General features: G+C 73.5%; 24 protein-coding genes and 1 riboswitch. Of the genes, 12 read left to right on the top strand and 12 right to left on the bottom strand.

Annotated features, from left to right (window positions below; all coding sequences use genetic code 11):
* Window positions 1-22: 22 nt before the first annotated feature.
* A riboswitch (cobalamin riboswitch) is annotated at window positions 23-92 on the bottom strand.
* A 54-nt stretch (window positions 93-146) separates the two neighbouring features.
* From cobG to Prum_RS08405, 3 genes are read left to right on the top strand one after another with little or no spacing between them, the layout of a single operon-like run.
* A complete protein-coding gene (cobG, locus tag Prum_RS08415; protein WP_173075391.1) occupies window positions 147-1,262 on the top strand; it encodes a precorrin-3B synthase in 1,116 nt (371 codons plus the stop codon).
* The gene (locus Prum_RS08410; RefSeq protein WP_173075389.1) at window positions 1,259-1,879 is read left to right on the top strand and encodes a precorrin-8X methylmutase; all 621 of its coding nucleotides are present in this window, start codon (window positions 1,259-1,261) and stop codon (window positions 1,877-1,879) included. The genes cobG and Prum_RS08410 overlap by 4 nt, the downstream gene beginning before the upstream one ends.
* A complete protein-coding gene (locus Prum_RS08405; RefSeq protein ID WP_173075387.1) occupies window positions 1,879-3,366 on the top strand; it encodes a precorrin-2 C(20)-methyltransferase in 1,488 nt (495 codons plus the stop codon). Before Prum_RS08410 ends, Prum_RS08405 begins: the two co-directional genes overlap by 1 nt.
* On the opposite strand, the gene Prum_RS08400 is transcribed toward Prum_RS08405, so the two are convergent.
* From Prum_RS08400 to Prum_RS08375, 6 genes are all read right to left on the bottom strand, one after another.
* A complete protein-coding gene (locus Prum_RS08400) occupies window positions 3,344-4,075 on the bottom strand; it encodes a cobalt-precorrin-6A reductase (protein WP_173075385.1) in 732 nt (243 codons plus the stop codon). The two genes, Prum_RS08405 and Prum_RS08400, sit on opposite strands and share 23 nt — an antisense overlap.
* Window positions 4,076-5,548 (bottom strand): outer membrane protein assembly factor BamB family protein, encoded by a 1,473-nt coding sequence (locus tag Prum_RS08395; RefSeq protein WP_173075383.1) that lies wholly within the window; start codon window positions 5,546-5,548, stop codon window positions 4,076-4,078.
* 130 nt (window positions 5,549-5,678) lie between these two features.
* Window positions 5,679-6,044 (bottom strand): VOC family protein, encoded by a 366-nt coding sequence (locus Prum_RS08390; protein ID WP_173075382.1) that lies wholly within the window; start codon window positions 6,042-6,044, stop codon window positions 5,679-5,681.
* Window positions 6,045-6,159: 115 nt separating this feature from the next.
* Entirely contained in the window at window positions 6,160-6,849 is a 690-nt protein-coding gene (locus tag Prum_RS08385) for a cobalt-precorrin-4/precorrin-4 C(11)-methyltransferase (protein WP_246278541.1), read from the bottom strand.
* Between the two features lie 64 nt (window positions 6,850-6,913).
* On the bottom strand, window positions 6,914-8,107 hold the full coding sequence (gene cbiE, locus Prum_RS08380) for a precorrin-6y C5,15-methyltransferase (decarboxylating) subunit CbiE (RefSeq protein WP_173075380.1): 1,194 nt from the start codon (window positions 8,105-8,107) through the stop codon (window positions 6,914-6,916).
* Window positions 8,100-8,477, bottom strand: a complete 378-nt coding sequence (locus tag Prum_RS08375) for a pyridoxamine 5'-phosphate oxidase family protein (protein WP_173075378.1) — start codon at window positions 8,475-8,477, stop codon at window positions 8,100-8,102. Before Prum_RS08375 ends, cbiE begins: the two co-directional genes overlap by 8 nt.
* 20 nt (window positions 8,478-8,497) lie before the next feature.
* Between Prum_RS08375 and Prum_RS08370 the strand changes: the two genes are divergently transcribed.
* Window positions 8,498-9,265: a class I SAM-dependent methyltransferase gene (locus Prum_RS08370; protein ID WP_246277743.1), complete on the top strand. Its 768-nt coding sequence runs from the start codon at window positions 8,498-8,500 to the stop codon at window positions 9,263-9,265.
* Here the strand turns inward: Prum_RS08370 and Prum_RS08365 are convergent.
* The 4 genes from Prum_RS08365 to Prum_RS08350 form a co-directional block, all read right to left on the bottom strand.
* Window positions 9,262-9,765: a hypothetical protein gene (locus Prum_RS08365; RefSeq protein WP_173075374.1), complete on the bottom strand. Its 504-nt coding sequence runs from the start codon at window positions 9,763-9,765 to the stop codon at window positions 9,262-9,264. The two genes, Prum_RS08370 and Prum_RS08365, sit on opposite strands and share 4 nt — an antisense overlap.
* A 16-nt stretch (window positions 9,766-9,781) precedes the next feature.
* Window positions 9,782-11,422, bottom strand: coding sequence for a RecQ family ATP-dependent DNA helicase (locus Prum_RS08360; protein WP_173075372.1), 1,641 nt, complete (start codon window positions 11,420-11,422; stop codon window positions 9,782-9,784).
* A 32-nt stretch (window positions 11,423-11,454) separates the two neighbouring features.
* Window positions 11,455-12,066, bottom strand: a complete 612-nt coding sequence (locus Prum_RS08355) for a winged helix DNA-binding protein (RefSeq protein WP_173075370.1) — start codon at window positions 12,064-12,066, stop codon at window positions 11,455-11,457.
* 121 nt (window positions 12,067-12,187) lie between these two features.
* Window positions 12,188-12,331: a hypothetical protein gene (locus Prum_RS08350; protein ID WP_173075368.1), complete on the bottom strand. Its 144-nt coding sequence runs from the start codon at window positions 12,329-12,331 to the stop codon at window positions 12,188-12,190.
* A 187-nt stretch (window positions 12,332-12,518) separates the two neighbouring features.
* Between Prum_RS08350 and Prum_RS08345 the strand changes: the two genes are divergently transcribed.
* The 8 genes from Prum_RS08345 (at window position 12,519) to Prum_RS08310 (ending at window position 17,841) form a co-directional block, all read left to right on the top strand.
* Window positions 12,519-13,991 (top strand): glycoside hydrolase family 3 protein, encoded by a 1,473-nt coding sequence (locus Prum_RS08345; RefSeq protein ID WP_173075366.1) that lies wholly within the window; start codon window positions 12,519-12,521, stop codon window positions 13,989-13,991.
* A 59-nt stretch (window positions 13,992-14,050) separates the two neighbouring features.
* A complete protein-coding gene (locus Prum_RS08340) occupies window positions 14,051-14,815 on the top strand; it encodes a DUF6042 family protein (protein WP_173075364.1) in 765 nt (254 codons plus the stop codon).
* A gap of 37 nt (window positions 14,816-14,852) precedes the next feature.
* Window positions 14,853-15,176: a hypothetical protein gene (locus Prum_RS08335; RefSeq protein ID WP_246277742.1), complete on the top strand. Its 324-nt coding sequence runs from the start codon at window positions 14,853-14,855 to the stop codon at window positions 15,174-15,176.
* Window positions 15,177-15,187: 11 nt separating this feature from the next.
* Window positions 15,188-16,363 carry a mechanosensitive ion channel family protein gene (locus Prum_RS08330; protein ID WP_173075361.1) on the top strand — a complete coding sequence of 392 codons (1,176 nt, stop codon included), beginning with the start codon at window positions 15,188-15,190 and terminating at the stop codon, window positions 16,361-16,363.
* 64 nt (window positions 16,364-16,427) lie between these two features.
* Complete coding sequence (locus Prum_RS08325) at window positions 16,428-16,874, top strand: phage holin family protein (RefSeq protein WP_173075359.1); 447 nt, start codon at window positions 16,428-16,430, stop codon at window positions 16,872-16,874.
* Entirely contained in the window at window positions 16,874-17,128 is a 255-nt protein-coding gene (locus Prum_RS08320; protein WP_173075357.1) for a DUF3618 domain-containing protein, read from the top strand. The genes Prum_RS08325 and Prum_RS08320 overlap by 1 nt, the downstream gene beginning before the upstream one ends.
* Before the next feature lie 2 nt (window positions 17,129-17,130).
* Window positions 17,131-17,403, top strand: coding sequence for a DUF4235 domain-containing protein (locus tag Prum_RS08315; protein ID WP_173083538.1), 273 nt, complete (start codon window positions 17,131-17,133; stop codon window positions 17,401-17,403).
* 234 nt (window positions 17,404-17,637) lie between these two features.
* Window positions 17,638-17,841 (top strand): cold-shock protein, encoded by a 204-nt coding sequence (locus Prum_RS08310; protein WP_173033499.1) that lies wholly within the window; start codon window positions 17,638-17,640, stop codon window positions 17,839-17,841.
* Window positions 17,842-18,044: 203 nt separating this feature from the next.
* On the opposite strand, the gene Prum_RS08305 is transcribed toward Prum_RS08310, so the two are convergent.
* Window positions 18,045-18,239, bottom strand: a complete 195-nt coding sequence (locus Prum_RS08305; RefSeq protein ID WP_173075356.1) for a hypothetical protein — start codon at window positions 18,237-18,239, stop codon at window positions 18,045-18,047.
* Between the two features lie 4 nt (window positions 18,240-18,243).
* On the bottom strand, window positions 18,244-19,182 hold the full coding sequence (locus tag Prum_RS08300; RefSeq protein ID WP_246277741.1) for an aldo/keto reductase: 939 nt from the start codon (window positions 19,180-19,182) through the stop codon (window positions 18,244-18,246).
* Window positions 19,183-19,288: the final 106 nt, after the last annotated feature.

The raw sequence follows: 19,288 nt of genomic DNA, 5'->3' as shown, positions 1-19,288 counted from the left end.
GGCTGGTCGGACGCGGCGACGGGAGTGTCTGGCTCCTGAGTCGTTGCTCAGTGACAGTGGCGGGACCGCGCCGGACTCGCACCGGCTTCCTCCGCTTGTCGCCGCGGGTTGCGGACCCCAGCGTAGCTGCCCGTAGTATCCGGCCCGTGCCCAGGTCACCCCGGCGGTCCCACCCCGACGCCTGCCCCGGCGCGATCGACGTGCACCGCGCCGTCGACGGCGGGCTGGCGCGGGTCCGCGTGCCCGGCGGCGCGCTGACCGCCGCCCAGTGGCGGGCGCTCGCGGACGCGACGGCCGAACTGGGCGACGGCGGGCTGGAGCTCACGTCCCGGGCCAACCTCCAGGTCCGCGGCCTCGCGGCCGGCGCGGAGACGGCGCTCGCCGCGCGGCTGTCGGCGGCCGGCCTGCTGCCGTCGGTCACCCATGAGCGGGTACGGAACATCGTCGCCTCGCCGTTGAGCGGGCGCGACGGGCGGGGCGTGCTGGATGTCCGGTCGCTCGTGGCGGCGCTCGACCGGGCCCTGTGCGCCGATCCGGCGCTGGCGCAGCTGCCCGGCCGCTTCCTGTTCGCGCTCGACGACGGGCGCGGCGACGTGGCCGGGCTGGGCGCCGATGTGGGACTGCGCGGCCGGACGGTGCTGCTCGCCGGCCAGGACAGCGGCCTGCGGGTGGCCCCGGACGAGGCGGTGCCGGTGTTGCTGGCGGCGGCGCACGCGTTCCTGGCGCTGCGCGGCGACCACTGGCGGCTGTCCGAAATAGACGATGGCGCGGCGCTCGTGGCGGCCCGCCTGGGCTCCGGGCCGGCGGCGGCGCCGCCCGCGCGACCGGTGGCGCACGGCCCGATCGGCGTCATCCCGCAGGCTGACTGCCGGTTGGCGATCGCCGCGACCGCGCCGCTGGGCCGGCTCGACCGCGCCCAGATCAAGGTCCTGTGTGCGGCGCCGGGCGTGGTCGTCACGCCGTGGCGGAGCGTGGTCGCGGTCGACCTGCCCGACCTCGGGCTCCTGCCCGCGCTGGAAAACGCCGGCCTGGCAACGGATCCCGGCTCGTCGTGGGTCGGCGTGACCGCCTGCGCGGGCTCCACCGGCTGCGCCAAGTCCGCGACCGACGTACGCGCCGACGCGATCGCCCACCACAGTGGACAGTCGTCGCCCCCGCTGCCGGTGCACTGGGTGGGCTGCCCGCGCGCCTGCGGCAGCCCGGCGGCCGACCACGTGCGGATGCTGGCGACCGAGGACGGGTACATGGAGACGCAGCCATGACGGCGTACATCAAGGACGGTGCGGAGATCTACCGCCGGTCGTTCGCGACGATCCGGGCCGAGGCGGACCTCGCCGGGCTGCCGGACGGCGTGGCCCGGGTGGCCGTACGCATGATCCACGCCTGCGGGATGGTCGACCTGGTCGCGGACCTGGCCTGGTCGGCGGGGGTCGTCGCGGCCGCCGAGGCGGCGCTGCGCGGCGGCGCCCCGATCCTGTGCGACGCCGCGATGGTGGCCGCCGGGGTGACCCGCCGCCGGCTGCCCGCGGACAACGAGGTGGTCTGCACGCTCCGCGATCCGCGGGTGCCCGACCTGGCCGCCCGGCTCGGCACCACGCGCAGCGCCGCCGCGCTGGAGCTGTGGCGGGACCGCCTCGACGGCGCGGTCGTCGCGGTCGGCAACGCGCCCACCGCGCTGTTCCGGCTCCTGGAGCTGGTCGGCGAGGGCGCCGGCCGCCCGGCCGCGGTGCTCGGCATCCCGGTCGGGTTCATCGGGGCGGCCGAGTCGAAGCAGGCGCTGGCGGGCAGCGGGCTGGAACACCTGGTGGTGCACGGCCGGCGGGGCGGCAGCGCGATGACCGCGGCGGCGATCAACGCCATCGCGAGCGAGGAGGAGTGATGGGCACGGGGCGTCTGTGGGGCGTGGGGCTCGGACCGGGCGACCCGGAGCTGGTGACCGTCAAGGCCGCCCGGCTCGTCGAACGGGCCGACGTGGTCGCCTACCACAGCGCCCGGCACGGCCGCAGCATCGCGCGTTCGGTGGCCGAGCCGTACCTGCGGGCCGGGCAGATCGAGGAGGCGCTGGTCTACCCGGTGACCACCGAGACGACCGCGCACCCGGGCGGCTACCGGGGCGCCATCGAGGACTTCTACGCCGACTGCGCCGGGCGCCTGGCCGCCCACCTGGAGGCCGGCCGCGACGTGGTGGTGCTGTGCGAGGGCGACCCGTTCTTCTACGGGTCCTACATGCACATGCACAAGCGGTTGGCGCACCGGTACCCCACCGAGGTCGTACCCGGCGTCACCTCGGTCAGCGCGGCGGCTGCCACGCTGGGCCGCCCGCTCGTCGAGCGCGACGAGGTGCTGACCGTGCTGCCCGGCACGCTGGCGCCGGACGAGTTGGCCCGGCGGCTCGCCGGCACCGACTCGGCCGCGATCCTCAAGCTGGGCCGCACGTTCGGCGCCGTGCGGGACGCGCTCGCCGAGGCCGGCCGCCTGGACGAGGCGTGGTACGTCGAGCGCGCCACCACCGACCGGGAGCGCGCCGTTCCGCTGTCCGATGTGGACCCCGCGACCGTGCCGTACTTCTCCCTCGCCATGCTGCCCAGCCGGGTGGCCGCGGCACCGGTCGTCGCGCGGCCGGCACCCGCCACCGCCACCGGTGAGGTGATCGTCGTCGGCCTCGGCCCGGCCGGTCGGGAGTGGACGACACCCGAGGCGCAGTCCGCCCTCGCCGCCGCCGACGACCTGGTCGGGTACGGCCCGTACCTGGACCGGGTGCCGCCGAACCCGCGCCAACGCCGGCACCCGTCGGACAACCGGGAGGAGGCGGCGCGCGCCGCGTACGCGCTGGACCTGGCCGCCTCCGGTGCGCGGGTCGCGGTCGTGTCGTCCGGGGACCCGGGCGTGTTCGCGATGGCCAGCGCGGTCCTCGAGGTGGCCGCGGAGCCGCGCTTCGCGGGCGTGCCGGTGCGGATCGTGCCCGGCCTCACCGCCGCCCAGGCCGTGGCCAGCCGGGCCGGGGCGCCGCTCGGGCACGACTACTGCGTGCTGTCGCTGTCGGACCGGCTCAAGCCGTGGGACGTCATCGTCGAGCGGCTCACCGCCGCGGCCCGCGCCGACCTGGTCATCGCCATCTACAACCCGGCGTCGCGCAGCCGTACGTGGCAGGTGGAGAAGGCCCGGGATCTGCTGCTGGAGCACCGGGCGCCGGACACGCCGGTGGTGGTCGGCCGGGACGTCGGTGGGCCCGCGGAGGACGTACGGGTGGTGCGCCTGGCCGACCTCGACCCGGCCGGGATCGACATGCGCTGCCTGCTGATCGTCGGCTCGTCGACCACGCGCGTGGCCGGGAGCGCGGTGTTCACACCACGGCGTTATCCCTGAGCCACGCGACCGCTTCGTCCACGGTGGACACCGCTGGCACGACCGCGGCCGGGGCCGGCCGGTCGACCATCACGACGGGCAGGCCGAGCTGGCGGGCCGCCACCAGCTTCGCCGCGGTCATCTCGCCGCCGCTGTCCTTCGTGACCAGTACGTCGATCGCCTGCTCCCGCATGAGCGCCGCCTCGCCGTCCACCGTGTACGGTCCCCGGTCCAGCAGCAGCAGGTGCCGGGCCGGCAGCGGCGGCTCCGGCGGGTCCACGGTGCGGATGAGAAACCACAGGTCCAGCGGGGCGAACACGGCCAGGCTCTGCCGTCCGGTGGTCAGCATCACCCGCTTGCCCAGTCCGGGCAGCGCGGCCGCGGCCTGAGCCACGGTCGGCACCCGGCGCCAGTCGTCGCCCGGCTCCGCGGTCCAGCCCGGCCGGTGCAGCGCCAGCAGCGGCACGCCGGTCTGGGCGGTGGCCGCCCGAGCGGAGGCGCTGATCCGGCTCGCGAACGGGTGCGTGGCGTCCACGACGGCGTCGATCCGCTGCTCCGCCAGCCAGGTGGCCAGCCCTTCCGGACCGCCGAAACCGCCGATCCGCACCTGTCCGGCGGGCAGGCGCGGATCGCGTACCCGGCCGGCGAGCGAGGTCACCACGTGCCAGCCCGCGCAGGCGAGGGCCAGGGCGCGGGCCTCGCCGGTGCCGCCGAGGATCAGTAGCCGCATCTAGGCCGCCCCGATCGCGTGGAACGCGCCGGCCCGGGTGCCGAAGTACAGCGTGCCCTTCCACACCGCGGGCGTCGACTCGACACAGCCGCCGATGTGGACCGTCCACAGTGGCTTCGGCTGGGCCTTCGTGTCCCGTACGTCGTACGCGTGCATGTCGCCCTTGCAGTCCCCGATGAGCAGCACGTCGTCGACCACGACCGGCGACTGCCAGGTCGTGGGCGGCAGGTGGAAGCGCCAGCGCACCGCGCCGCTGTCCCGGTCGACGCCGACCACGTCGCCGCCGGTCGTGTCGTAGATGACGACGTCCTTGTAGAGGGCCGGCGTGCCCCAGATCCCGGCGGGCTTGGTGGCGTGGTCGTCCACCTTCCACACCAGCGGATCCTTGGGGCGGCTCGGGTCCAGCTTCATCATCTGGCCGACCTGCCGGGACCGGGCGGTGCCCCGCTCGTACTGCGCGCCGATGTAGAGCGCGCCCTTCTCGTCGGCGACGATGGTGGCGTCCGTGTCGTCGCCGGTCCAGAAGCGAAACACCCGCTTCGGCGTACGGCCCTGCTTGAGCCCGCTGATGTCCCAGCCCTGGACCAGGCCGCCGGAGTTCGCGAAGTACACCACGTTGCCGGACACCGCGACCGAGCCCTCGATGGACACGTTCTGGTCGCCGACGTCCTTGAGCAGTTGGGCGTCCCAGCCCGGTGCGTGGAAGACCACCTTCGGCTTCACCCGCACCTTGCCGTCCGGCCCGTACCCGCGGTTGAGCTTGACGACGTGGAACTGGCTGTTCTCCCCGCCCTCGAAGAGGTAGTCGTCGATGACGAGCGCGGAGCCGTCCCAGTCGTTGTTCCACATCGTGGGGGAGACAGCGGTGGCCGACAGCCGCCACAGCTCGGTGGGCTTGCCGCGGTCGATCGCGAGGATCCGGTAGTAGTTGTCCCGTGAGCCGGTGTAGACCAGCGGAAAGCCGTCGGGGTCCACAGTGACCGAACCCTTGATGATGTCGCCGGTGGGAAAGTCCGGCAGGATCCGCTCGCCGGTCTTCGCGTCGAGGAAGTGCACCGCCCGGTCGTACGCGCCGAAGACCACCCAGGTGCGGCCCTGGCGCTCGAAGACGGCCGGCTGACCGGTCCAGCCCGATCCGCACCAGACCCGCTCGCCCTTTGAGTCGGTCGACTTCGCGCACAGCCCGCCCGTACGCGGGAACTGCCACCGCTGGGCCGGCTTGGTGCGCGGCACCGGCCCGGTGCCGTAGTACGTCCGCGTCGGGTTGCCGCGGAAGGTGAGCAGCCCGTCGACCGTCTCGCCGTACGGCTGGCCCACCTTGGCCGGGTCCGACCACCCCTCGAACGACGCCGGGGCGACCGTCACGGCCTCGACCGGGGTGGCCGGCGGCGACCCGGTCACGAACCGCACCTCCGGCTCGGTGCCACACGCCGCGACGACGCCAACACTGAGCGCGACGACCACCCGTCTCATCACCGCCACAGTGTGCCGGGCCCCCACAACCCCTCGCCACGTTGGCGCCCACGTTGATCAGGGAGTAGCTCGGGCGTGTTGCGGTGCGCCGGGAGAGCGGATCCCTGATCAACGCGATCTTGGGCGGACGTCAGCCGCGGGGACAGATGCAGAACGGGTGGCCGGCCGGGTCGATCAGCACCCGCCAGCGCTCGCCACCGGGCTGGAACTCGGGCTTCGTCGCGCCCGCGGCCAGGTAGAGCTCCTCGGCCTTGTCCAGATCCTCCACGCCCACGTCGAGGTGGAACTGCTTGGTGCCACCCGGGTTGGGCCACGCCGGCGGCTGGTAGTCCTCGACCCGCCCGAAGCCGATCGAGGTGGTCCCGTCGCTGATCATCGCGTACTCGTGCTCGCTGTGGGTCACCTCCCACCCGAGCACCTGGTGGTAGAAGCGGGCGAGCGCGGCCGGGTCCGGCCCGTCGATGTTGACCATGACGAGGTTGGCAATCGCTGTCATGCCCCCAGCCTGCCGCCCATACCTGCCACCTTCCGTCAGGTACCGCAGGTCAAGATCCCCGTGATCAGGGACCTGCTCCCGCGCCACTCCGCAACACGCCAGAGCTATTCCCTGATCAACTCGCGAGGCGGGGGCTAGCGGGGCGGGTGGGGGAGTAGAGGTGGCTGTCGGGGAAGTTCAGGGCGGTCAGCACCTGGCCTACGACGATGACGGCGGTGCGTTTCACGGCGGCCGCGTGGACCTGGGCCGCGATGGTGGACAGCGGGCCGCGGAGGATGAGCTCGTCGGGGCGGCTGGCGTACGCGACCACGGCGGCCGGGCAGTCCGCCCCGTAGTGCGGGACCAGCGCGGCCACCACGTCGTCGATGCGCTGGACGGCCAGGTGCAGCACGATCGTGGCGCGGCTGGCGCCGAGGGTGGCCAGGTCCTCGCCGGGCGGCATCGGGGTGGCCTGTCCTGATACGCGGGTCAGGATCACGGTCTGCCCGACTGTGGGCACAGTCAGTTCGCGGCCCAGCGACGCGGCCGCCGCCGCGAAGGCGGGCACGCCCGGGGTCACGTCGTACGGCACGCCGGCCGCGTCGAGGCGGCGCATCTGCTCGGCCATCGCGCTGAACACCGACGGGTCGCCCGAGTGCAGCCGCGCCACGTCGAGCCCACCGGCGTGGGCGGACACCATCTCGGCGACGATCTCGTCCAGGGTCAGCCGGGCGGTGTCCACTGTGCGCGCACCGGTCGGGCAGTGCGCCAGCAACTCCAACGGGACGAGGCTGCCGGCGTACAGGCAGACCGGGCTGGCCGCGATCAGGTCCCGCCCCGCACGGTGATCAGGTCGGCCGCACCCGGTCCCGCGCCGATGAAGTGGACAGTCACTTGTGCACCGTCCACTGTGTTACCGGCAGCGCCGGCCGCCAGCCGGTGAAGCCCCCCACCGGCGCCGCCCGGTTGATGGCGATGCGGGTCAGGTCGCCGCCCACCCGGCCGTACCAGTCGGTCACGACGCGCTCGGACTCCAGCGTCACCGCGTTGACCACCAGCCGCCCGCCGGGGCGCAGCGCCGCCCAGCACTGCTCCACCATCCCGGGCGCGGTCACCCCGCCGCCGACGAACACGGCGTCCGGCGCCGCGAGGCCGGAAAGCGCCGCCGGCGCCCGGCCTTCCACCACGACAAGTCCGGGTACGCCCAGCGACTGGGCATTGGCGCAGATGCGTGCGGCCCGTGCACCGTCGGACTCGACCGCGATCGCCCGGCACGCCCGGTGCGCGCGCATCCACTCGATCGCGATGCTGCCGGCGCCGGCCCCGACGTCCCACAGGAGTTGGCCGGGCACGGGCGCCAGGCGGGCCAGCGTGATCGCCCGGATCTCCCGCTTGGTGAGCTGCCCGTCGTGGTCGTACGCCGCGTCGGGCAGGCCGGGCACGGTCGGCAGCACGGCGGTGCCCCGGCACTGGACGGCCACCAGGTTGAGCGGGTCGGCCGCGTCCCACGAGTCCTGGGCGGTGCCCCGCACGATCCGTTCGCCGGGACCGCCGAGCTGTGCCAGCACGGTCAGCGCGCTCTCGCCGTACCCCTTGGAGGTGAGCAGCGCGGCGATGGCCGCGGGGGAGGCGGCACCGGCGGAGAGCACGAGCAGGCGGCGGCCGGGGTGGACGGCGGTGTGCAGCAGTTCGACCGGGCGGCCGACCAGGCTGACCACCTCGACCTCCTCGGCGGCCCAGCCGAGCCGGGCGCAGGCCAGCGACGTCGACGCCGCCTGCGGGAGCACCGTGACCCGGTCGGGTCCGAGGATCCGCACCACCGTGGAGCCGATGCCGTAGAACATAGGGTCGCCGCTGGCCAGCACGCACGTGCGGGCGTCGCGGTGCCGTTCGAGGAGGCCGGGCAGGGCGGGCAGCAGCGGGGATGGCCACGGCACCCGCTCGCCCTTGGCCTCGTCCGGGACCAGGTCGAGCTGGCGCCGGCTGCCGAGCAGCACCTCGGCGGCGCGTACGGCGTCCTGGGCGGTGGCGGACAGGCCGGCCCAGCCGTCGGCGCCGATGCCGACCACGGTCACGTCAGGCATTGCCGAGCACCCGGGTGACGGTGATCTCGATGACGACGCGCCGCGGGTTGGCGCGCGGCGTGCGGTAGCGCTCGGCGTACCGGCGCTCGGCGTCGCGGACGGCGGCCGGGTCGTCGCGCACCACCGCGTGACCCTCCAGAGTGGACCAGGTGCGGCCGTCGACCTGGCAGATCGCGACCCGCCCGGTGGCGGCGGCGTGGCGCGCCTTGCGGGAGTCGCGCGAGGTGATGACGCGGGCCACGCCGGCGTCCGGGTCGAGCGTGACGCCGACCGGGGTGACGTGTGGCGAGCCGTCCGGGCGCAGCGTGGTCAGCGTGCACAGGTGCCGCTCGCGCCAGAACGCCCTAAATGTCTCGCCAGCCACGATCACGCCGGCTACCGTACCGTCGCGTGGACGAGACCCTGTACGCCGGCAGCGCCCCGTACTACGCGGTGGGCCGCATGCCGTACCCGCAAGAGGTGGCCGACGCGCTCCGGCGCGAGCTGGGGCTGGACGGCACCGGACGGTTGCTGGACGTGGGCTGCGGACCGGGGTCGCTGACGCGGCTGCTGGCGCCGCTGTTCGCGGCAACGGTCGGGATCGACGCGGACGCCGGGATGCTCGCCGCCGCGCCGGCCGTCCCTGGCGTGACGTGGCGCCGGATGCGGGCCGAGGAGCTGCCCGGCGACCTGGGCACGTTCCGGGTGGTGACGTTCGCGCAGTCGTTCCACTGGATGGACCGGCAGCGGGTCGCGGGCCTGGTCCGGCCGATGCTCGAGGCCGGCGGCGCCTGGGTGCACGTCGGCGCCATCACGCACCGCGGCCGGGTCCAGGCGGGCGCGCCGCCGTACGACGAGATCGACGCCCTGATCGCCCGCTACCTCGGGCCGGTGCGGCGGGCCGGGCAGGGCCTCCTGCCCGGCGGCACCCTGGGCGGGGAGGAGGACGTCATGCGGGCCGCCGGCTACCGCGGCCCGGCGCGGCTGGTGGTCGGCGGCGACACGGCCGTCGAACGCTCCACGGACGAGGTGGTAGCCGCCGTCTTCTCGCTGTCGAACGCCGCGCCGCACCTGTTCGGCGAGCGGCTGGCCGACTTCGAGCGGGACCTGCGCGCCCTGCTCGGCGGCGGGCCCTTCACCGAGCACACCCACCCGGTCGAGCTCGTCATCTGGAGTTAGTCGTTCAGGACCTTGGCGAGCTCGTCGCGGAACCGGCGCTCCGGCTCAGTCACCAGGTCGCCGCCGAGGCCCAGCAGGCCGCCGCTGGGCGCCGCGGTGACCACCTGCTCGGCGACGCTGACCAGCCAGTGCGCGTACGCCCCGGCCTCGCCCGCGCTGACCTTGCCGTGCAGCAGGGTGGCCGCCTCGCCGGCCCGCTTGAGCACGTCGGCGGTGTACGCCTCGGGGTCGCTCGGCGCGATCGCGGGCAGTTCCTCGCCGGCCTCCGGGTCGCCCACCCGCGCGACGACCTCCAGCGCGACCGCGGCGACGAGCGGGCTCGCGCCCTCCCGGCCGGCGGCGATTGCTGAAAGGCCCGCCGCGTTCTCGGCGTGCGTGCGGCGGGTGCCGTCCGACTCGGCGGCGCTGGCCGCGATGAGGACCGACTGCGGCAGGCCGACCAGCAGCCCCCACTCCTCGTCGGAGAACCCGAGCGTCGAGTACACCGGTTGTTCCGTCACGTGCTCGCCTCTTTCCTCAGCGGTCGACCCCGCTCAGGGTAGACAGCAATCCCTGGGCCCGGACGACCGGCACCGATAGGGTCTTGTACCCGACGTCGTCGAACAGAACCGTCATCCGGTCCGCCTCGTACGCCAGCACCATGCCGAGGCCCCACTCCGCGTGCCGTACCGTGCTGTGCAGCGGAAACGGCCCGGCGCCGTTGGAGCGGTGCGCGCGCCCGGCGGCGCAGTTGTCGCAGTGCCCGCAGGGCTTGCTGAGGTGCTCGCCGAAGTACGCGAGCAGCGCCTGGCCGCGGCACGAGCGGCGTTCGGCGAACGCCCGCATCATGTCGGTGCGCGAGCGCTGCAGGGCCTGCTGCCGCTCCACCTCGGCCAGCGCGGCGCGGGCCGCCTCGGCGGGGATCGGCGCGTACGGGGGCGCGGTGAGCTTGTGCGGTCCGGCCGGCACCGCCGCGCCGACCTCCTCCAGCAGGCCGAGCAGCTGGCCGAGCCGGCGGGTGCCCAGCCCGGTGCGGTCGCGCAGCGCGGTGCGGCTCAGCGGGCCGGTGCGCAGCACGGCGGCCAGGTCGCGCAGCTCCTTCTCGTCCGGCGCGCCGCCGGTGAAGAACCGCTGCAGCGCCACGTCCTCGGCCCGCCACAGCAGCAGCGCCCGCGCCGGGTCGCCGTCCCGCCCGGCGCGCCCGATCTCCTGCTGGTAGCTGTCCGGCGAGTCCGGCAGCGCCATGTGCGCCACCCACCGGATGTCCGGCTTGTCGATGCCCATCCCGAACGCCGACGTGGCGACCATGACCGGCACCTTGCCCGCGAGGAAGTCCCGGTGCCGCTTCTCCCGCATGCCCGCGGCCATCCCGCCGTGGTACGCCTGCGCCCCGAACCCGGCCGCGGACAGCCGCTCGCCCAGCTCCTCGGCGGCGCGCCGGGTCGGGACGTACACGATGCCGGGCCCGGTGTCCGCTCGGAGCAGCGCGACGAGGCGGCGCCAGCGGTAGTCCTCGTCGGGGCAGTGGGCCACCTCGAGGAAGAGGTTGGACCGGTCCAGCCCGGACACCACGACGAGCGGGTCGCGCAGGCGGAGCCGGGCGGTGATGTCGTCGCGGACCGGCGGGGAGGCCGTGGCGGTGAGCGCGAGGACGGGAGGCCGGCCCAGCCCGTCGATGAAGTGACCGAGCGCTAGGTAGTCGGGGCGGAAGTCGTACCCCCAGGAGGAGATGCAGTGCGCCTCGTCGACCGCGACCAGGCTCGGCTTCAGGGCGCGCACCTCGGCCAGCCGCTCCGGCTGGGCGAGCTGCTCCGGGGTGATGAACAGGAACCGGGCCTCGCCGCGGCGCAACGCTTCCAGGGCCGCGGCCCGCTGGCCGGGCGTCTCGGCGGAGCTGACCCGGACGGCGTGCATGCCGGGTCGGTTGTTGAGCGCGGCGATCTGGTCCTGCTGCAGGGCGAGCAGCGGGGAGATCACCACCGTGGGTCCGGGCAGCAGCGTCGCCGGCACCTGGTAGACGGCGGACTTGCCGCCGCCGGTCGGCAGGACGACGAGCGCGTCGCGGCGGCGCAGCACGGCCTTCATCGGACCGAGCTGGCCGGGTCGCAGGCGACGCCAGCCAAATTGGGTACGCGCGGCGCGGCGCACCCGGCGGGAGAGGAACAGCGGCAGCATCATGGCCCCGCCATCTTGCCCCGCCGGGCGGGCGGTTATGCCTCCGGCCTGGTGGGTCCCTCGCCGGGCTGACCCTCCGGGCAGCGCACCCGCAGATGCTGGTGGCCGAACGGCTTGTCGATCAGCCAGCAGTGGTGTGGCTCCTCGGTGCCGGGATGCGCGTACCCGTCGAAGAACCGGCACGTCACGCACATCTTGGTGACCGGGATCTGGCCCTCGCGCTGCATCCGCCGGATGTGGTCACTGACCACGCCGAGCAGCTGGTACTGCCCCTCGTGGTCGAGGTTGTGCAACTCGGCGAGCAGGTCGGCGGCCCAGTTGAGCAGCTCGGGGGACTGGACGCGCCCCTGCGCCGTCAGCGCCACCCGCACCGAGTGCGGCGCGTACGACGGGGACGGGTCGACCGTGACCAGGCCCTCGCGGGCGAGCGTCGACACGGCCGCCATGGTCGCCTGGGTGGTCATGTTGAGGTCGGCGGACAGGTCGGCGAGCGGGTAGATCTCGCTGCGGCGGCTGAGCAGGAGGAGCACTTGTTGTTGGGCGATGGTGCGCTCCAACTTCGCCGACGGTCCCTCGGCCACGTGGACGGCGACCGCCACGCGGGCCAGGCCGGTGGCGAGCTGGCGGGTTGAGGTTTCGAGGTCCACGTGTATCTGCCTCTTTGGCTGGGGGAGCAGCGCTGTTCGTACCGGCGGTCACGTTACTCCAGCCGCACCCGGCGTAACAGTCACAGAAAGGCACCGTCTTCCACAGATGTTCCTTAAACGGTCATCTCCCCTTGCCGAACATGGAACGGATCGCGGCGAGGAGCAGGAGTGCGCCGAGGATGGCGCCCACCACGCGTACGGCGGGGATGTCGAACCAGCTCCGGTCCTCGGCGGCGTGCACCGCGGCGACGTACAGCGCATCCATCCTGGCACTGTCGCACGCGCTGTCGAGATTCAAGCGCCCCCCGGTGGCCCCGGCGCGCCGATCAAGGGGAGGGGTTCGGGAAACTGGAAGGTTTGTTGACTATTTCGGGTTACGGGTGTCACCATGACGTACGCGCACCGGGGGGCCCTTACGGTCCACCGTCCACTATGGAATTCCGGGGGGTCTCATGTCCGAAGCTGGCCGCGACCTGGTTCGCCTCGCCGGCGCGGTGTTGCAGCCGGGCTTCGAGGGCACGTCACCGCCGCCGTGGGTCCGTCGCTGGCTGGGCGAAGGGCTCGGTGGGGTGGCGCTCTTCGGGCGCAACGTCGAGAACCCCGCGCAGGTGGCCGCCCTGACCGCCGCGCTGCGCGCCGAGCGGCCGGACGTGATCGTGGCGATCGACGAGGAGGCCGGCGACGTCACCCGGTTCGAGACGCGGCAGGGCAGCTCGCGTCCGGGCAACCTGGCGCTCGGTGCGGTCGACGACGTGGCGCTGACCGAGGCGGTCGCCCGCGACCTGGGCCACGACCTGGCGCAGGCGGGCATCACGCTGGACTACGCGCCGGACGCCGACGTCAACGTCAACCCGGACAACCCGGTGATCGGCGTGCGCGCGTTCGGGGCCGACCCGGATCTGGTGGCCCGGCACACCGCCGCCTGGATCACCGGGCTGCAGTCCGCCGGGGTGGCCGCCTGCGCCAAGCACTTCCCGGGGCACGGGGACACGAGCGTCGACTCGCACATCGACGTACCCCGGATCGGATCGTCGCGGGCGGAGCTGGACGTGCGGGAATTGCCGCCGTTTCGCGCGGCGATCGCCGCCGGGGTCCAGGCGATCATGACGGGTCACCTGCTCGTGCCGGCGGTCGACCCGTACCGGCCGGCGACGCTGAGCCGCGCGGTCGTGACCGATCTGCTCCGCGACGAGCTCGGCTTTCCCGGCGCGGTGATCACCGACGGCATCGAGATGCGCGCGCTCACCCGCCGCTACGGCCTGGAAGGGGCCGCGGTCCAGTCGCTCGCCGCGGGCGTGGACGCCATCTGCGTCGGGGGCGACCACGCCGACGAGGGTACGGCGAGCCGGCTGCGCGCCGCGATCGTCGAGGCGGTGACCTCGGGGGCGCTGCCGGAGGAGCGGCTCGCCGAGGCGGCCAAGCGGGTCGAGCAGCTCGCCGCGTGGACCGCCCAGGCGCGGGCCGCCGCGATGCCGGACCGACCGGGCGGGGCCCCGGTCGGCCTGGCGGCGGCGCGGCGAGCGGTACGGGTCATCGGCACCGGCCTGCCGCTCGCCGCGCCGCCGCACGTCGTGGAGTTCGAGCCGCCCCTCAACATGGCGATCGGGCCGGAGACGCCGTGGGGCGTCGCCGTACCCCTGCTGGCTCTGCTGCCGGGCACGACGGCCACGCGGCTGTCGGCGGAGGCCGACGGATTCATCCTTGCGGCTGACGGGCGGCCGCTCGTGCTTGTCGTGCGCGACCTACACCGGTACGACTGGATGGCGCGCGCGGTGGCGTCGGCGCTGGCCGCCCGGCCGGACGCGGTGGTGGTGGAGATGGGCGTGGCGGAGAAGGTGGTGGGTGCGGTGCACGTGGCGACGTTCGGGGCGACCCGGGCGTGCGGGCAGGCGGCCGCCGAGGTCCTCGCCGGACGGACGGCCTGACCACTGTCCACAGCGGAGTGTGCCCCCACGGATACGCGGAGTTGCACTATCGTCCATTCGTGGCCACCGATTGGCAGCGCGCCGTGATGGTGCCTTCGTGGATCCGCTGGCTGCCGTGTTCGTTCGCTTTTCTGACGGTCGTGCCCGATCAGGAGCGGTTCCGCCGCTCGGCGTGGTCAATGCTGCCGTGGGACAAACCGGTCTGGTGTGACCCCGGGTCGGTCGACGACTGGGTCGTCCAGGCGCAGCGCTACCACCCACGCCGCGAGGCCGACCACGCCGAGCTGCACGCCCGGGACCACTACGACCGGGTGGTGCGGGTGCGGGCGGCCCGGGTCGAGCTCTTCACCGAGATGTGCCTCCGGCGCGGGCTGCCGGTGCCGCACACCCTGGACGAGCTGCTGGCCTGTCTGGTCGGGTTCGGACTGTTCGAGATGGACGGTGAGTGGCTGCTGCCCCGGCTCGATCAGAACCCGGTCGACGTCCTGCCGCTGGTCGGCGAGGAGGTCGTCAACGAGCACCGGGCCCAGCAGGACGACCGCACCGTGCTGGTCGCGATCACCGTGCGGGAGCTGGCCGAGCACAGCCGCCCGCGCTGGCGGCGCCGCCTGGTCGAGACCGACATCGGCGCGCTGGCCGGCGCGCTGCGCATGCCGGTCGAGGAGATCCGGCGGGCGCTCACCCAGCTGGGCGAGATCGCCGGCCTCGTCGTCGAGCCGGCGCCCGCGGTCGCCCAGGATCGGGTACGCATCACCGTGACCTGGCCCGCGTTCGCGCGGCTGTTCCCGTTCGACGACCTGCCGGCACCCGAGCACGCCGTTTGAACCTGCGGGGGTGGTGATCCACGCGTACCCTGGCCGGGTGACGAAGCGACTGACCGCCCGCGTGGCGATTGGCCTGGCCCTCGCAGTGACCGTCCTGTCCGGCTGCAGCTCCGAGGGGGCGTCCACGGACTGCGGCCTCGACGCGTGCACGGTGACGTTCGACCGGGGCGTGGAGGCGAACGCCAGCGTCCTCGGCGTGGACGCGAAGCTGGTCGGCGTCGACGGCGACAAGGTGACCGTGGAGGTGGCCGGGGAGCAGCTGACGCTGACCGTCGGCCAGCAGGGCACCGACGTCAGCGGGCTGAACGTGACCCTGGAGAGCGTCAACGACGACCAGGTGGTGGTCAAGATAGCCCGGTAGGGGGCATACCTGTGGAGACCCTGCTGTGGGCGATCGCTGCGACGCTCGGCGCCGCGGCGGTCGCCCTCGGCGCGGTCGAGGTGGTGCACCGGGTCATCCGCCGGCTCGGCCGGCACTCGATTCTCCTACGGGAGCTGTCCGATCACGCCCACCGGCCGTTCCAGGTGGCGGCGTCGCTGCTGGCGGCCGAGGTAGCCGTCCGCAGCGCGGTGGGGGACTTCGCGGGGCGGACGGCCGTCGTACACCTGCTGGTCCTGGCCGTGATCGGCGCGTTCGCCTGGCTGGTGGGCGCGCTCATGCTGGTCGTCGAGGACGTGGCGCTGGACCGCTTCCGCACCGACGTGCCCGACAACCGGCGGGCCCGGAAGCTGCACACCCAGGTGGTGATGCTGCGCAGGGTGACGGTCGCGGCGATCGTCGTGATCACGTTCGGCGTGATGCTGATGACGTTTCCGCACGTCCGGGCCGTGGGCGCCAGCCTGCTGGCCTCCGCGGGGATCATCGGTGTGCTGGCCGGGTTGGCCGCGCAGAGCACGCTGAGCAACGTGTTCGCCGGGCTCCAGCTCACCTTCAGCGACGCGCTGCGCCTGGACGACGTGGTGGTCGTCGAGAACGAGTGGGGCCGCATCGAGGAGCTGACCCTCACGTACGTGGTGGTGCAGATCTGGGACGACCGCCGGTTGATCATGCCGACGACGTACTTCACCTCCAAGCCGTTCCAAAACTGGACCCGGACCCGGGCGGCGGTGCTGGGCACCGCGGAGCTCGACGTGGACTGGGCGGTGCCGGTCCAGGCCATGCGCGAGGAGCTGCGCCGCCTGATGGAGGGCACCCAGCTGTGGGACGGCCGGGTGTGCGTCCTGCAGGTCACCGACGCGGTCGGCGGCATGGTCCGGATCCGGGCGCTGGTCAGCGCCGTGGACGCGCCGACCCTCTGGGACCTGCGCTGCCTGGTCCGCGAGCACCTGGTCGGGTGGATCCGCGAGCAGCACCCGACCGCGCTGCCGCGCCTGCGCGCGGAGGTCGGCGACGGCGCCAACCAGCTCGTGTGGCAGTGGTCCAAGCCGCTGCGCGAGGCGCCCGTGGAGGGCGAGCCGGACCACGACGCGCGGGTCTTCGGCGGCAGCCAGGAGGGCGAGGCCCGAGCGGCCGACTTCGAGGGCCCGGCGGACCGATCAAGAACATAGGGCGCAAGGGTTGGCGTACTCCTAGGCTGGGCATAGTCCCGGTAATGGGGTGAAGGAGGACGCCATGGCCGATGTTCTCGAACGCGCTCCGGCTCGGCCGGTCGCCGAGCAGTCCACCGCCGAGTTGGTGCAACGCGCCAGCGAACAGATTTCCCTGCTGGTCCGCGACGAGCTGACGCTCGCCAAGGCCGAGCTCACCGACAAGGCCAAGCACGCCGGGGTCGGGCTGGGCCTGTTCGGCGGCGGGGGCGCACTGGCGTTCTACGGCGTCGGGGCGCTGGTCGCCGGGGGCGTGCTGCTCCTGGACCTGGTCCTGCCGGCGTGGGCGGCCGCGCTGATCGTGGCCGGCGCGCTCTTCATCATCGCGGCCGTGCTCGCGCTGGTGGGCAAGGGGCAGGTCAGCCGGGCGGTGCCGCCGATGCCCGAGGCGGCCGCCTCGGGCCTGCGCGCCGACCTCGACGCGGTGACCACGGCCGTGCGGTCGCACGGCACGAACGGCGGGCGGTTGTGATGGCCACTGTCAACGGGAAGGTCGACACCCAGGCTTTGCGGGCGGAGATCCAGCGGACGCGCGCCGATCTCGGCGAAACGGTCCAGGCGCTCGCCGCCAAGGCCGATGTCAAGGCCCGGGTACGCCGTTCCGCCGCGCACCGCGTCGAAAGCGCCCGCGCGCACCCCGTACCGTTGGCCGCCGCCGCCTCCATGGTGACCGGCGCCCTCGTGGCCGTTGTCGTGTTGCTGATGATCCGGCGGAGGCGCCGGTGAAAGTGAGTGGATTGATGGGAAAGGTCGCTTATAAGCCGGTCGGGATGCTGCTGGGGATCGGTGCCGGTTTGCTGGCCGGCGTCATCTTCAAGCAGGTCTGGAAGGTGGCCGCTGGCGACGACGACGCCCCCGACGCCACCGACGAGGAACGCGGGTGGGGCGAGGTCCTGGCGGCCGCCGCGCTCCAGGGCGCGATCTTCGCCGTGGTGAAGGCCGCGGTCGACCGGGGCGGCGCCGCAGGGGTCCGCAGCCTCACCGGCAAGTGGCCGCATTGACCCGTATCCGGCTAAAGCGGACCCAATTTAACGCTGGATCAGGTCACATGTCGGAGAAAATCGTCGGGTAAGCTGTGCGAAGTTTTTGCGTACGTGGTTTGCTGGTCCACGCTGTTGAGAGATGGCGTGGTTGGGAAGACTCCTTCATCGGGGGCCGGCTCAGGCGCCGCTGCTCGAAAACGGCCAATCGGCCGCACGGTGTGCTCGGCCGCCAGTTTTAGAAGGAGATACAGCATGGCGCAGGGAACCGTGAAGTGGTTCAACGCAGACAAGGGCTTCGGCTTCATCACCGTTGACGGCGGGGGTTCCGACGTCTTCGTCCACTTCTCGGCGATCCAGACCAGCGGCTACCGGACGCTGGAGGAGAACCAGCGGGTGGAGTTCGAGATCGCGCAGGGCCAGAAGGGCCCGCAGGCTGAGCAGGTCCGCCCCATCTGATCCTCAGTCCGTCGAGCCCCCGCATCCTGCCCTGTATGCGGGGGCTCGACGCTGTGTTGATGGGTTCGATCGCTCGCGCTGTGTTTGATGGTTCGGATCGCTCGCGCGGCGCTTTAGGGCGACGTCTCCCTGTGGCGGCGGGGTCCGTGGTGGTCACGGGGGCGCGACGCCACAGGGAAACGTCGCCGCGCCAGCTCGCTCCCTCACTGCTTTCGGCGGGCGCGGAGGCCGATGGCGATGAGGATCAGGCCGAGCACGCCGACGATGGGGCCGGCGATGGCCCACGCGGTCACGTCGGTCATCACGCTGCCGGTCAGGTAGCCCAGGCCCTGCAGGGTCCAGACGCAGCCCACCACGACGGCGAGCAGCCCGAGGGCCAGCGGCAGCCACGCCTTCACGAGGTCACCACCGGTGGTGCACCTGGGGGCGGACGAGCTCGTCGTACACGGCGGTGACCGTGGCGTGCGCCTCGGGCGGCAACGGTGCGAGCGCGGCGGCCGAGGCGTTCGCGTGGGCCTGCTCGGGGTTGCGCGCGCCGGGGATCACCACGGTCACGGCGGGCTGGTCGACGATCCAGCGCAGCGCGAACTGGGCCATCGTCTCGCCGGCCGGCACCAGCGGCTTGAGGCGGCGTACGGCGGACAGGCCGGTGGCGTAGTCGACGCCGGAGAAGGTCTCGCCCACGTCGAACGACTCGCCGTGCCGGTTGTAGTTGCGGTGGTCGTCCGCGGCGAACCGGGTGTTCTCGTCGTACCGGCCGGAGAGCAGCCCGCTGGCCAGTGGCACCCGGGCGATGATGCCCACGCCGGCGGCGGCCGCGGCGGGCAGGACCTGCTCCAGCGGCTTGAGGCGCAGGGCGTTCAGGATGATCTGGACGCTGGCCACGCCGGGGCGGGCGATGGCGGCGAGCGCCTCGTCGCAGGTCTCCACGCTCACCCCGTACGCGGCGATGCGCTTCTCCTGCACCAGGGTGTCCAGCGCGTCGAAGACCGCCCCGGTGTGGTACACGGGCGTGGGCGGGCAGTGCAGCTGCACCAGGTCGAGCGTGTCGACGCCGAGGTTGGTGCGGGACCGGTCGTTCCAGGCCCGGAAGTTGTCCAGCGTGTACGCCGAGGGCTCCTGCGGCACGCGCCGGCCCATCTTGGTGGCGACGAACAGGTCCCCGCCGTGCTGGCGCAGGAACCGGCCGATGAGCTGCTCGCTGCGGCCGTCGCCGTACACGTCGGCGGTGTCGATGAACGTGACGCCGGACTCGACCGCGGCCGCGAGCGTCGCGAACGCCGCGTCCTCGCTCACCTCGCCCCAGTCCGCGCCGAGCTGCCAGGCGCCGAGTCCGATCACGCCCGCGTCGCGGCCTAATGATGCTGCGTCCGCGTGTGCGGCGCTTGCCCCCGATGGTGCCGCGGGCGCGGCTGCAGCCAGCCGGCCGAAATTCCGCTTCTCCACG

It is taken from the genome of Phytohabitans rumicis (genome assembly GCF_011764445.1).
Lineage (GTDB): Bacteria > Actinomycetota > Actinomycetes > Mycobacteriales > Micromonosporaceae > Phytohabitans > Phytohabitans rumicis.
This window is presented reverse-complemented; position numbering and strand designations above follow the sequence as displayed.